Genomic DNA, 14729 nt, shown 5'->3' with positions numbered 1-14729 from the left:
AGCCGTTTCACCTGCCGGCCGCTCTCCTGTCAGAGCGGGATTCCGGTCGCGGGATTCGCGACGATCTCGCCGTTCACGCGGACGCGCACACCGCCGTCATCGCGATAGACGGAGACCTTCAGCGTCTTGCCGTCGATCGTCAGCGTTGCCGAGAAACCCGGCCAGGCGGAGGGAAGCCGCGGCGTGACGAAGAGGCGGTTGCCCTCGCGGCGGATGCCGAGGATGCCTTCGACGGCGGCGCGATAGAGCCAGCCGGCCGAGCCCGTATACCAGGTCCAGCCGCCGCGGCCCTTGAGCGCACCTTCGCCATAGACGTCGGCAGCGACCACATAGGGTTCGACCCGGTAGATCTCGGCGCCATCACGGTCCTTCGAATGGTTTACCGGCAGAAGATGCTGCAGGCATTTCCAGGCGTCGTCGTTGCGTCCCTGTTCGGCGAGCGCCAGCACGACCCAGGTGGCGGCATGGGTATACTGGCCGCCGTTCTCCCGCACGCCCGGCGGATAGGCCTTGATATAGCCCGCGTCCTGCGGCGTTTCGGCGAGCGGCGGCGTGAACAGGCGGATCATCGCCGCCTCGTCGTCCACCAGTTCGCCAAGCACCGAAGCCATGGCACTTTTCGCGTGCTCCGGATCGCCGAGGCCGGAGAGCACGCTCCAGGACTGGGCGATGGAGTCGATGCGGCATTCGGCGGAGGTGGCCGAGCCGAGCGGCGTTCCGTCGTCGAAATAGGCGCGCCGGTAATAGGCGCCGTCCCAGCCGACGGTCTCGAGCGCCTGCTTCAGGCGGTCGAGATGGCCCTGCCAGCCGTCCGCGCGGCCGTGGTCACTCCGTTCCCGGGCGATGGCGATGAAGTCGCGGAGCGTGCCGGCGAGGAACCAGCCCAGCCAGACGCTGGTGCCGCGGCCTTCCTGCCCGACCCGGTTCATGCCGTCGTTCCAGTCGCCGCCCAGCATCAGCGGCAGGCCGTTCTCGCCGGTCCGGCGCACCGCGAGGTCGAGCGCGCGGGCCACGTGTTCGTAGAGTGTCGCGTCCTCGCCCGAGCGGTCCGGCTTGAAGAAGGAATCATGCTGGCCTTCGGCGAGCGCCGGCCCCTCGATGAAGGGGAGGCGTTCCTCCAGCAGGGCGCGGTCGCCGGTCACCCGGCAATAATGCGCAACGGCGTGGGCGAGCCAGACGACGTCGTCGGAAATGGTCGTGCGAACGCCCGCCCCCGTCTTCGGCAGCCACCAATGTTGCACGTCGCCCTCGCGGAACTGACGGGCGGCAGCGTTCAGGATCTGACTTCGCGCGAGCTCCGGGCGGTGAACGAGGAAGGCGAGCGTATCCTGCAACTGGTCGCGGAAGCCGAAGGCCCCGCTCGCCTGGTAGAAGGCGGCCCGCGCCAGAATTCGGCAGCCGAGGCTCTGGTAGGGCAGCCAGGTGTTGACCATGGCGTCGAGCGCCGGTTCCGGCGTCTCCACCTGCACCGTGCCGGTGAAGTCGTTCCAGAAGGCGCGCATCTCCGCCAGCACCTGGTCGAAGACCCGGTCCTTCGCCTTGCTGCAGAGGGTGCCAGCCGCCTCGTGGTCGGCCGCATCGCCGAGCAGGAAGACGATTTCACGCTTCTCGCCGGGTTGCAGCTCGATCTCGCAGGCGAGCGCCGCGCAACTGTCGCCGTTGCCCTCGACCGAGCCCGAGAGCGGGCCGCCGGAGAGCGCCGCCGGCGACACGATGTCGCCGGTGCGGCCGATGAATTCACGGCGGCTCGCCGTGAATCCCGTCACCGTCTCGCTCGTGGCGAAGAAGGCGACCCGGCCCGAATAGTCGAGGCTGTAGGGATTGCTCGCCATCAGCGCATCCAGGTCCGCATCGTGGCGGCTGAGGATGAAGGGGGCTGTGCGGCCGATATTGTTGCCGAGCACCCATTCCACGTAGCCGTAGACCGAAAGGCGGCGTGCCTCGCTGCCCGTGTTGGTCACGAACAGGCGCGAATATTTCACTGGATCCTTGCAGTCGACGGTCTGCACCAGGTCGAGTTCGATGCCGTGGGCGGCGCTGCGGAAGGCGGAATATCCGAGGCCGTGCCAGGTTTCATAGAGCACCGACGGGTCGCGCGAGAGCGCCGCGAAGGGCACGAAAATCTCGCCGCTGTCGCGGTCGCGCACATAGAAGGCCTCGCCGGGACGGTTGACGACCGGGTCGTTGGTCCAGGCGGTCATCTGGTAGTCGCGCGAATTGACGCTCCAGCTGTAGGCGCTGCCTTCGGCCGACACGTGGAAGCCGAAGCTCTCGTTGGCGATCACGTTGATCCAGGGCTGCGGCGTCGCTTCGCCGCCGCGCAGTTTCACGGCGTATTCGCGCTTTTCCAGGTTGAAGCCGCCGTAGCTGTTCCAGAAGGCGAGGTTGCTGCCCGAGATTGCGACCGGTTCGCGGGCGGACACCGGCCGGGGCACCGGGAGCGCCCGCACAGGCTCTTCCGCCTGCGCCGTGCGCGGCGTCGCGAAGAGCGAGACGGCGCGCTGGATCTGGTCGGAGAGCGCGCCGTTGCGCGCATGGAAGACCGCCCGCGCGGCAGCGAGCAGCGCCTGCCAGGTCGACACGTCCATGAGGTCGCGGCGCACGGTGAAGATGTGCTGGCGCATGCTGCCCGACTGGCTGCCCATGCGCAGGTTCTCGCACATCTGGTCCAGCGTATGCTGCATGTCCTGCGCGTAGGACGAGGCGCGCTCGTTGAGAATGACGAGATCGGCCGTGACGCCGCGATGGCGCAGGTATTCCTGCGCGCGCAGCGCCTCGCGGGCGATGTCGAGATCGATCTCGTCGTTGATGCGCAGCACGTAGATCGGGAAATCGCCAGAGATGGCGAGCGGCCAGAGCGCCGATTGCGAAGCAAGGCCCGCCTCGACGGTCGCCGCGTCGGCGCGCAGATGCATGTCCGGATAGACGAGGTAGCGGCCGAGCGCCTGGAAGGTCGCCGCCTCCTGGGAGGTGACGCCGATGTGGCGCAGGTGCACCTGCGAGCGCGTCCAGGCGTGGATGAGCTCCTGGTTGAAGTGCTCGGGGTGGCGGTAGAGGTCGATCGCCCGGTCGACCTCCTCGCGGTTCGGGGCGGCGATCGTCCAGAAGATCACCTTGACCTTCTTGCCGGCCGGCACGCGCACCACGCGGCGCAGCGCGATGACCGGATCGAGCGTGAAGCCGTCCGTGCCGGAGAGCTGCGCACCCGGATCGAAGGCGGCGGCCGTCGTCAGGTCGCGGCCGCGGCCGATGAAGGCACGCCGGTCCGTCTCGACTTCCGTGCGGCGCGTCGGGCCGGCATTGTCGACGATCAGATGTGCGATGCACATATCCGGGTCGTTCGGGTGGCGCTTGTTGCGCCAGGCGCGCACCACGTCGCCCTTGCGGCCGATCTCGGTGCGGATGAACATCTTCGAGAAGAGCGGATGCGCCCCGTCGGCGTCGTCGGTGGAGATCACGGGCTCCATGTAGGAGGTGACCTCGATGAAGCGGTCCTCGGCGCCGGTGTTGAGCAGCGTCAAGCGCCGGCCCTCGGCGTCGTGCTCGGTGGCGACGATGCACTCGACCTCGCTCGTCAGGGTACCGACGGTCTTGATGAATTCGGCCTTGTCGTCGCCGAACTGCGTCTTGGTCTCCTCGCCCTCGGCGCGCTTCGGCTCGGCGGTCGCCGACCACCAGTCGTTCGTCGCCGTGTCGCGCAGGAAGATGAAGGTGCCCCAGCGGTCCTCGGTCGGATCGGGCTTCCAGCGGGCCACCGACTGGCCGTTCCAGCGGGAATAGCCGGAACCGTTCGCCGTCAGCATGACGGAATAGTGGCCGTTCGACAGGAACACGGCCTCGCGATCCTGGCGGATCGGATCCTTGATGATGCGGACTTCCGGACGGAGCAGGTCCTCCTGGGAGTTGCCCACCGTTTCCGGTTCGCGCTTGGCGTTGATGATCGGAATGTCGCGCGGCGCCTTTTCCTGGAGGAGAAGTTCGGCCGCCTCGATCACTGGATCGGAGTGGAAGCGCGCACGCAGCACGCCGGCGAAGACGACGTTGGCGACGGCCGCGATCGACATGCCGTGGTGATGCGCCATGTAGTTGCGCACCACCGCGCATTTCTTGCCCTCCGGCACGCGGGTCGGCGTGAAGTCGACCGCGTCGTGATAGCCGTAGACGCCGAGCGCGCCGAGCTTGCGCAGCCGCTCGAGGTTTTCGAGCGCGGCCTTCGGTGCATATTGCGTGGCGAGCAGCGAGGCATAGGGCGCGATCACGGCATTCTGGCCAAGGCCGCGCTTCAGGCCGAGCGTCGGCACGCCGAAGTTCGTGTACTGGTAGGTGAGTTCGTGGTCGCGCGCGTTGAAGGCGGCTTCCGAGATGCCCCAGGGCGTGCCGAGCCGGCGGCCATGGTTCATCTGTTCCCGGACGATCAGGTTGTTCGTCTGGTTGAGGATGCCGCCCTGCCGCTCCTGCATGACGAGCGGCGGCATCAGGTACTCGAACATCGAGCCGGACCAGGAGATCAGCGCGCCGCGCGAGCCGATTGGCACGATCGGCCGGCCGAGCTTGTACCAGTGTTCCGTTGGAAGGTCGCCCTTGGCGATGGCGAAAAGGCTGGTAAGGCGCGCCTCGGAGGCGAGCAGGTCGTAGCAGGCCTCGTCCAGTTCGTCGGTCTCGACGCGGTAGCCGATCGAGAGCAGCCGGCGTTCCGGCCGGAAGAGGAAGCCGAAATCCATCGAAAAGGCGATGTCGCGAGCCCGGTCGCGCAGCACGACGAGGCGCTGGCGCAGGTTCTCGATCGCGCCGAGGTCGAAGGTGCTGTCGGCGATATGCGCTTCGCAGGTCGAAACGAGGGCGTTCGACCAGTGCACGATCTCGCCACTTTCGGCGCTCTTGATCTCGTGGTCGAGATTGACGATCAGCTTGTTCACGTCGCGGGCGAGAACGGCGAGGTTGATGACGCGGATGGAGGCGAATTCGTGCTCGCGCTTGACGGCGGCGAGCGCGTTGTGAAAGCCGGTGATGCGCTCCTCGATCAGGCGGCGGAGCGGCCGTACGGTCTTGCGGTCGTCGGGCAGGTCGCGCAGCGTCTCCGACAGGATGGAGGCGGCGTCGCCGATGCCGTCGAAACTGCCCTGCAGGTGGGCGGAGGGCGCTTCGGCCCATTCGCGGCACATGGAGGAGACGGCGATCAGGTGTCCGGCGAGGTTGCCGCTGTCGACGGCCGAGACGTAGCGGGGGCCGAGCGTTTCCAGCGTGTTGGTGCGGTACCAGTTGTAGAGATGGCCGCGATGCTTCGGCATGCCGTCGATCGTGCCGATCGTCTGCTCGAGCCGGCGCACGGTCTCCTCGAAGCCGATCCAGCCGAAGTCGCGTGCCGAGATGACGGAGAGCAGGTAGACGCCGATATTGGTCGGCGAGGTGCGCTCGGCCAGCACCGGCGCCGGTATTTCCTGGAAATTGTCCGGCGGCAGGAAGTGCTGCTCGGCGGTGACGAAGGTCTCGAAATAGCGCCAGGTGCGCCGCGCGACCTTGCGCAGCTCGACCACCACGTGCTCCGGCACGATGAGCTGGTCCTCGGTCTCGGCTGACTGGCTCACATACCAGGCGATGGCCGGCGAGAGCGCCCAGATGAGCGCGAAGGGGATGCCGATATAGGGCAGGCCCGTCTTGGAGATCGCCGCGAGCGCCACGGAGAGCGCGGCGAGCGCCGGCGCCTGCCACATGGAGCGGTAGTAGGACCAGACGTCGCCGCCGGCACTGCTGTTGACCTGGGCGGCGGTGCGCCATTCGAGCATCAGCTTGCGGCTGACGAGGAGGCGATAGAGCGAGCGCACGATCGCATCGCCCATGACGGCTGCCTGGTGGGCGATAAAGACGATGCGCAGCGCCACCTGCGCGTTCGCCGCGCGGATGTCCGAGAGCACGGTGTGCACGTGGGCGCGCGCGACGATATCGTTGCGCCGCGGCATGATGCCGGAGATGAGGGAGAGCGTCGGAGCGACGAAGAGCAGGAAGATCAGCACGACCTGCCAGATCAGCGCCTGGTGCGGCTCCATGTAGTACCAGCCCATGACGGAGGCGACAAGCCAGGCGATGGGAATGAGGCAGCGGCGCAGGTTGTCGTACATCTTCCAGCGGCCGAGCATCGACAGGCCGTTGTTCGGGCCAAAAATCCACGGCAGGAGTTGCCAGTCGCCGCGCGCCCAGCGGTGCTGGCGCGAGGTTTCCACCTCGTAGCGCGTCGGGAAGTCCTCGACGAGCTCGACGTCGGTGACGAGCGCGCAGCCGGAAAGCGAGCCTTCGAGGAGATCGTGCGAAAGCACGGTGTTCTCCTCGATCCGGCCCTTGATCGCCGCCTCGAAGGAATCGACATGGTAGAGGCCCTTGCCGGTGAAGGTGCCCTGCCCGGCGATGTCCTGGTAGACGTCGGAGACGGTGAAGACGTAGGGGTCGATGCCGCGGTTGACGGAGAAGATGCGCTGGAAGGTCGAGGCTTCCGCGCCGGTCGTCAGCGAAGGGGTCACCCGCGGCTGCAGGATAGAATAGCCTGCGACCAGCGTCTGCGTGGCGGGGTCGATCTTCGGCCGGTTGATGGGGTGGAAGAGCTTGCCGACGAGCTTCGTCACCGCGTCGCGCATCAGACGCGTGTCGGAATCGAGCGTCATGACATATTGCACCCCCGCCGGCACCGTGTTGGCGCCGGGCAGGAAGCTCGTGTCGCCGTCGCCGCGCAGGAGCAGGTTCAGCTCATGCAGCTTGCCGCGCTTGCGCTCCCATCCCATCCAGCAGCCTTCAGCCGGATTGTAGAGCCGGCGGCGGTGCAGCAGGAAGAAGCGGGTACGGCCGTCATAGGCGTAGCGCGCCGAGAGCGTTGCGATCTCGCGCTTGGCGTAGTCGAGCACGTCGAGATCCTGCGGCGTCTCCTCGACCTCGCTGTCGTGCCAGTCGGAGAGCAGCGCGAAGGAGATTTCGCCGCGCGGATTGGCGAGGTAGTGGACCTCGAGGTTGCGTATGAGCTCGTCCACGTGGTCGCGCTTTCCGACCAGGCAGGGCACGACGACGAGCGTGCGCGCCTCCTCGGGGATGCCTTCCCGGAACTCGTAGCCGACGAGACTGGTCGGGCGCATCACGAAGGTGACCAGCGTGTTGAAGAAGCCGACGGCGCCCTCGGAGGCGGGCAGAGCGAAGAGCACCAGCATGATCAGCCAGGCGCCGTCCGGAATGTCGAGCGGCTCGAGGAAAAAGTAGACAGCGACCATGGCGAGCAGCGTCAATACCACCACCGGACCGGCGATCGCCAGCCAGCCGAGGCGGCGGGTCAGCCGGATCAGGCCGTCGATGATCGACGGACGGTAGCCGATCGCCGCCTCGAGCGCCTTGCGCTTCTTTCCGACGAAATAGGTGCCGACATTGGCCTCCCCGGCGTCCGGACCATCCGAGGCCGCGTCCTTCGCCGTCATGGCGAGCGCGAGTTCCGTGACCTCGAGTTCGGTCTTGCCGGAGCGGCGGGCGAGCTTCTCGATCGTCTCGCGGTAGTTGTTGCGGGAGGCGAAGTCGAGCGCGGTATAGTCGGAGCCCTCGCGCAGCGCCGCGTCGAGGCGGCTGACGCTCTCGACCCAGACCGGCCATTCGGTGTCGTCGATGGCGCGCAGGCCGCGGATGATGTTGCTCATCGTCGCGTTGCCGGACGAGAGGCGGTTGTGTTCGGAGACGAGCAGTTCCTCGAGGTCGCTTCCCTGCGCCTCGACCTTCTTCTCAAGCCACTTGATGGCCGCACCGGAGGACTGGAGGCCGTCGCGCAGGCGGTAGAGAAGCTGGGCGACGAATGTCTTGTCGGCGACGAGATGCTCCACCTCGGAAAGGCGCGCGACGCATTTGTCCGGATCGTTCAGCCGCACCAGTTCGTCGGCGATCTCGTTGGCGCGGCCGCGCAGGCGTCGCGAGGCCTCGACGCGGCTTGAGATGCGCCGCAGGTTCTCGATGAGCACGAAGCGGACGATGGACGGCAGCGCCCAGAGTTCGCCGATCTTGAAGGCCTCGACCTTCTGGAAGCCCTCGACGATCGCGGTCAGGCCCTCGCGGGACACGCTGGAATGGGTATGGGCGACATAGAGCCAGGCGAGCACCAGCGTCCGGGGAACCGTCGTGTCGCCGACCTGCATGGTCGGAAGCTGCCGGTAGAAGCGGCGCGGGAAGTCGCGCCGGACCTCCTGGATCGCTTCCTCGACGATGTAGTAGTTGTCGAGCAGCCATTCGGCGGCCGGCGTGATGGCGGCGCCCGCTTCCACGTCGCGGGCCGTTGTGCGGTAGACCCGGAAGATTTCCTTCTCGTTCTCCCGATGCCGCGCGCGGAAATCGAAGGGCATGAAGCTCGGCAGGTGGTCGGCGCCGTTGCGCGCGAGGGTCTCGCCGCAGGCTGCCAGTTCCTCCAACGTCATATAGTTCGCCCGGATCGAATCGTTGTAGTCGATCTGCTTGATCTCGGCGTCGCGCGTTGCGGCCGGCGGTCTGTTGTGAAGGGACATGGGTGGTTCTGGATCCAGCGATACTGTTGTGCCGACCGGCAGCCTCTCCGGCTTCCGGTCGGCGTCATTCACCTGCCGCGATTGACTTCGCGAACGCATATATCATGCGGCCTGACGGATTGGTTCGGAATGTCCGGTTCGAGTCGGGCCGATTTCGATACCGGTTGCAGCGCTCACGCGGCGCGTCCTCCGGCGAAGGGGGCCCGTGCTGCAGGAAAGCGGCATTTTTTAGCCGTAATGACAATTGCTTGCAATAAGACGAGGGGCAAGGAAAGGCTCCAATTTCAGCACCTGGTGAATCCGCGGGCGCACGGACGTGGACGCCGCCGGGAGGGCCGGCGTCGGAGCGAAACGTGCGGCGCGACGTTCGGTTCCGCCCGATGTTTGCAAGCGGGGCGGCGGGGACCCCGACGCTTGACTTCCGGCGACGCTCACGGTCTATCTTAAGGCGTCGAGGTTCTTCCGGTTCGCGATGCGGATCGGAGGCTAAGAGGGAACCGGTGCGCGTGTCGTCGATGCGCAAAGCCGGCGCTGCCCCCGCAACTGTGAACGGCGAGTTGCTGTCGAGTGCCACTGTGGTCCGCAAGGCCATGGGAAGGCGACAGCCGCGACGACCCGCAAGCCAGGAGACCTGCCCCGGCGATCCGTAACGTCCATGGGCGGGGTGTCCCACTGGTGCGCTGGCTTCCGCGGCGACGCGGCTCATGCAAGCTCGCGTGCATCCGGCATCCCCCAATCGCACATTGGGGAAAGACATGTTTGCAGCCTTTGATTCGTCCACCGATGCCGGGCGACCGGAATCGGTCTTCATTTCGCGGCTTCTCTGGCAACCGCGCGGCGCGGACCTTCCGGCCGAGGCCCGCAAGGAGGTGGCGAAGCTCAAGCGGCACGGCCGCAACGATCCCGAGATCGCCCGGCTGAAGGCGCTTTTCGCGACACTGGCGGGACGCGCCGGGCAAGCGCACTGAAATCGCTGGCATAAAGACATATTGACATAAACATATCTTTATGTGATTTCCGATAAACAATGCAGCATCGGAGGGTTTTGCCATGGCCAACGCGCAGCTGGACACCCTGTTCGGCCCCGAACTGCCGCCGCGCGACGGACGGGAGATCCGCGCCGCACTTCAGGCCGCCGCCCGCGAGCGCATCCTCGTGCTCGACGGGGCGATGGGCACCGAGATCCAGACGCTGAAGCTCGTCGAGGACGATTTTCGCGGCGACCGATTCGGCGACTGCGCCTGCCACCAGCAGGGGAACAACGACCTTTTGACCCTGACCCAGCCGGGCGCCATCGAGGACATTCACTATCGCTATGCGCTTGCCGGCGCCGATATCCTCGAGACCAACACCTTCTCCTCCACGGCCATCGCCCAGGCCGATTACGGCATGGAGGAGATGGTCTATGAGCTGAACCGCGACGGCGCGCGCCTTGCCCGCCGCGCGGGCCTTCGCGCGCAGGAGAAGGACGGACGCCGCCGCTTCGTCGCCGGCGCGCTCGGGCCGACCAACCGCACCGCCTCGATATCGCCCGACGTCAACAATCCCGGCTATCGCGCCGTTTCCTTCGACGATCTCCGCATCGCCTATGCCGACCAGCTGCGCGGCCTCGTCGACGGCGGCGCCGACATCATCCTGATCGAGACGATCTTCGACACGCTGAACGCCAAGGCCGCGATCTTCGCGACGCGGGAAGTGTTCGAGGAGAAGGGCATCGACCTGCCCATCATGATCTCCGGCACGATCACCGACCTCTCGGGCCGCACACTCTCCGGCCAGACGCCGGAGGCTTTCTGGAACTCGGTGCGACATGCGCAGCCCTTCTCCATCGGCCTCAACTGCGCGCTCGGCGCCAACGCCATGCGCGCCCACCTCGCCGAGATCTCCTCGGTCGCCGATACCTTCGTCTGCGCCTATCCGAATGCCGGCCTGCCGAATGCCTTTGGCCAGTATGACGAGAGCCCGGAGGACATGGCCGCCCAGATCGAGGGTTTTATGCGCGACGGGCTCGTCAATATCGTCGGCGGATGCTGCGGCTCGACGCCGGCGCATATAAGGGCGATCGCCGAGGCCGCCGCGCGCCAAAGGCCGCGCGACATCCCCGACATTCCGCGCCACATGCGCCTGTCGGGCCTCGAACCCTTCACGCTGACCGACGCCATTCCCTTCGTGAATGTCGGCGAGCGCACCAATGTCACGGGCTCGGCGAAATTCCGCAAGCTGATCACCGCCGGCGACTACGCGGCGGCACTCGACGTCGCCCGCGACCAGGTGGCGAACGGCGCGCAGATCATCGACATCAACATGGACGAGGGCCTGATCGATTCCGCGGCCGCGATGAAGGAATACCTGAACCTCGTCGCCGCCGAGCCGGATATCGCCCGCGTTCCCGTGATGATCGACAGTTCCAAATGGGAGGTGATCGAGGCGGGCCTGAAATGCGTGCAGGGCAAGCCGCTCGTCAACTCGATCTCGCTCAAGGAGGGCGAGAAAGCCTTCCTGCACCACGCCAAACTCGTCCGCGCCTATGGCGCCGCCGTCGTCGTCATGGCCTTCGACGAACAGGGCCAGGCCGACACGAAGACGCGCAAGGTGGACATCTGCACCCGCGCCTACAAGCTCCTGACGGAAGTCGCCGGCCTCGCGCCTGAGGACATCGTCTTCGACCCGAACATCTTCGCGGTGGCGACCGGCATCGAGGAGCACGACAATTACGGCGTCGACTTCATCGAGGCGACCCGCGAGATCACCCGGACCCTGCCGCATGTCCACATTTCCGGCGGTGTCTCCAACCTCTCCTTCTCCTTCCGCGGCAATGAACCGGTCCGCGAGGCGATGCATGCCGTCTTCCTCTACCATGCCATCCAGGCGGGCATGGACATGGGCATCGTCAATGCCGGCCAGCTCGCTGTCTACGACACGATCGAGCCGGAGCTGCGCGAGGCCTGCGAGGACGTCGTGCTGAACCGCAAGCCGAAGGGCGGCGGCACGGCGACCGAGCGCATGCTGGAGATCGCCGAGCGCTTCAAGGGTACCGCTGGCAAGGAAGCCAGGGAACGCGATCTCAAATGGCGCGACTGGCCGGTCGAAAAGCGGCTGGAACACGCGCTGGTCAACGGCATCACCGAATTCGTCGAAGCCGACACGGAAGAAGCCCGGCTCCAGGTCGAGCGGCCGCTGCATGTCATCGAAGGCCCGCTGATGGCCGGCATGAATGTCGTCGGCGACCTCTTCGGCGCCGGCAAGATGTTCCTGCCGCAGGTGGTTAAGTCCGCCCGCGTGATGAAGCAGGCCGTCGCCGTTCTGCTGCCCTACATGGAGGCAGAAAAACTCGCCAATGGCGGCAGCGGCGAGCGCGAAAGCGCCGGCAAGATCCTGATGGCGACCGTCAAGGGCGACGTGCACGATATCGGCAAGAACATTGTCGGCGTCGTGCTCGCCTGCAACAATTACGAGATCATCGACCTTGGCGTCATGGTGCCGGCGACGAAAATCCTCGAAACGGCGAAGGCCGAGAAGGTCGACATCATCGGGCTCTCCGGCCTCATCACCCCGTCGCTCGACGAGATGGTGCATGTCGCCTCCGAGATGGAGCGCGAGGGCTTCGACATCCCGCTCCTCATCGGTGGCGCGACGACGAGCCGGGTACATACGGCGGTCAAGATCCATCCGCGCTACGAGCGCGGCCAGACGGTCTATGTCACCGATGCCAGCCGCGCCGTCGGCGTCGTCGGCAGCCTGCTGTCGGGCGACCAGAAACCCGGCTATGTCGAGACGCTGAAGGCGGAATATCGCAAGGTCGCCGACGCGCATGCCCGCAGTGAAGCGGAAAAGCAGCGCCTGCCGCTCGCGAAAGCCCGGGAAAATGCCTTCAGGGCGGACTGGTCGGCCTACCGGCCGAAGACGCCGTCCTTCCTCGGCACCCGCGTCTGGCAGGACTGGGACCTTGCAGACCTTGCCCGCTACATCGACTGGACGCCCTTCTTCCAGACCTGGGAAATGAAGGGCGTCTATCCGAAGATCCTCGATGACGAAAAGCAGGGCGCCGCCGCCCGGCAGCTTTTTGCCGACGCGCAGGCGATGCTGGACAAGATCATCGCCGAAAAGTGGTTCACGCCGAAGGCCGTTGTCGGCTTCTGGCCGGCCAATGCCATTGGAGACGATATCCGCCTGTTTACCGACGAGACGCGCAACAAGGAACGCGCGACGTTCTTCACGCTTCGCCAACAGCTTTCCAAGCGCGACGGTCGCCCGAACGTGGCACTCTCCGATTTCGTCGCGCCCATGGACAGCGGCAAGCCGGACTACATCGGCGGCTTCGTGGTGACCGCCGGCATCGGCGAGATCGCCATTGCCGAGCGCTTCGAGCGGGCGAACGACGACTATTCGTCGATCCTCGTCAAGGCGCTGGCCGACCGCTTCGCCGAAGCCTTTGCCGAACGCATGCATGAAGTCGTGCGCAAGGAACTCTGGGGCTACGCCGCCGACGAGAGTTTTGCACCGACGGAGTTGATCGGCGAGCCCTACAAGGGCATCCGCCCGGCACCCGGCTATCCGGCACAACCGGATCATACCGAAAAGACGACACTCTTCCGCCTGCTCGAAGCGGAAAAGGAGATCGGCGTCGAACTCACCGAGAGCTACGCCATGTGGCCCGGATCGTCCGTCTCCGGCCTCTACATCGCGCAGCCGGAAAGCTACTATTTCGGCGTCGCCAAGGTGGAACGCGACCAGGTCGAGGATTATGCGCGGCGCAAGAACATGCGCGTCGAAGAGGTCGAGCGCTGGCTGGGGCCTGTGCTCAACTACGTGCCGGGACCGCGGGCGGAAGCGGCGGAGTAGCTATTCGCCGCGTCCCCTGAAACGCCGCTGGTAAGCGGGATCGTAGAGCGAACTCTCGCGAAAATCCTCCGCTGCCAGCGTGCGGCCGACGAAGATCAGCGCCGTGCGCTCGATCGGCTCTTCGGCGACCCTGGCCCGGATGTCGGCGAGCGTGCCGCGCACCACCCGCTCGTCGGGCCACGAGGCCTTGACAACGATCGCCACCGGGCAGTCGGCACCATAGAGCGGCGTCAGGTCTTCGACGACCTCGTCGAGCGCATGGATCGCCAGATGGATCGCGAGCGTCGCGCCCGTCGCGCCGAAACCTTCCAGCGTCTCGCGGTTCGGCATCGGCGAGGCGCGGCCGGAGACGCGGGTGAGCACGAGGCTTTGCGCCACGGCGGGAATGGTGAGTTCCCGCCCGAGTGCGGCCGCAGCCGCGGCGAAGGAGGGCACGCCGGGCGTCATCGTATAGCCGATGCCGTGTTTCTCCAGCCGGCGGATCTGCTCGGCAACGGTGCTCCAGACGGAAAGATCGCCGGAATGCAGCCGCGCGACATCCTCGCCCGCTGCCGCCGCCCGCACATACTCTGCCTCGATCTCGTCCAGCGAGAGCGGCGCCGTATCGACGATGCGCGCACCGGGCGGGCAATATTGCAGGAGCTCCGGCGAGACGATGGAGCCGGCATAGAGGCAGACCGGGCATTTGCCGATGAGGTCACGGCCGCGCACGGTAATGAGATCGGCGGCACCCGGTCCGGCGCCGATGAAATGAACGGTCATGTCTTTTCCTCAGGATCATTAGCCGGCTTCACCCAGCTCCATTGCGTCACCGGCATGGCCGGTCGCCAGCCCGTCATCTGTCCGACGGGTGCGGCACGGGTGATGTCGATGCGAATCAGCGCGCCGCCGAGCCCGGCATGGAGCGCGAGAAGCACCGCTTCCATCTCCGTCGTCACGGCATTGGCGACGAGCCGGCCACCCGGTTTCAGCGCACCGATGGCCGCCTCCACGACACCCGCCTCGCTGCCGCCGCCGCCGATGAAGATCGCGTCGGGTGCCACAAGCCCGGCCAACGCCTCGGGCGCCGTGCCTTCGACGACAACAAGGCGCGGCACGCCGAACCGGCCGGCATTGCGGCGGATGCGGTCGGCACGCTCGGCATGGCCCTCGACGGCGATGGCCTTGAGCGATGGGTCGGCCAGCATCCATTCGATGCCGATCGAGCCGGAGCCGGCGCCGATGTCCCAGAGCAGCTCGCCGCGCTTCGGCGCCAGTGCCGACAGCGTCAGGGCGCGCACCTCGCGCTTGGTGATCTGGCCGTCATGGTCGAAGAGTCTGTCGTCGAGGCCCGGCGTATAGGCCAGCACCCGCGCGTCGCGGCCGGCCGCGACC

General features: G+C 66.5%; 5 protein-coding genes and 1 riboswitch. Of the genes, 2 read left to right on the top strand and 3 right to left on the bottom strand.

Annotated elements, in window-relative coordinates:
- Positions 1-29: 29 nt before the first annotated feature.
- Positions 30-8513 (bottom strand): GH36-type glycosyl hydrolase domain-containing protein, encoded by an 8484-nt coding sequence (locus LXM94_RS12045; protein ID WP_235771596.1) that lies wholly within the window; start codon positions 8511-8513, stop codon positions 30-32.
- A gap of 437 nt (positions 8514-8950) precedes the next feature.
- Positions 8951-9166, top strand: a riboswitch (cobalamin riboswitch).
- A 102-nt stretch (positions 9167-9268) separates the two neighbouring features.
- Here LXM94_RS12045 and LXM94_RS12040 point away from each other — a divergent pair.
- Together LXM94_RS12040 and metH are read left to right on the top strand one after the other, a co-directional pair.
- Positions 9269-9481, top strand: a complete 213-nt coding sequence (locus LXM94_RS12040) for a hypothetical protein (protein ID WP_235771595.1) — start codon at positions 9269-9271, stop codon at positions 9479-9481.
- Between the two features lie 82 nt (positions 9482-9563).
- Complete coding sequence (metH, locus tag LXM94_RS12035) at positions 9564-13355, top strand: methionine synthase (RefSeq protein ID WP_235771594.1); 3792 nt, start codon at positions 9564-9566, stop codon at positions 13353-13355.
- On the opposite strand, the gene cobM is transcribed toward metH, so the two are convergent.
- Complete coding sequence (cobM, locus tag LXM94_RS12030) at positions 13356-14117, bottom strand: precorrin-4 C(11)-methyltransferase (protein ID WP_235771593.1); 762 nt, start codon at positions 14115-14117, stop codon at positions 13356-13358.
- Positions 14114-14729: precorrin-6Y C5,15-methyltransferase (decarboxylating) subunit CbiT (gene cbiT / locus LXM94_RS12025; RefSeq protein ID WP_235771592.1), on the bottom strand; the 616-nt coding region annotated here is incomplete at its 5' end. The genes cobM and cbiT, both read right to left, overlap by 4 nt.

The organism is Rhizobium alarense (genome assembly GCF_021555155.1).
In the GTDB taxonomy this organism is placed as follows: domain Bacteria; phylum Pseudomonadota; class Alphaproteobacteria; order Rhizobiales; family Rhizobiaceae; genus Rhizobium_D; species Rhizobium_D alarense.
The sequence above is the reverse complement of the archived record's forward strand: the minus strand, read 5'-3'. Positions and strand labels throughout refer to the sequence as shown.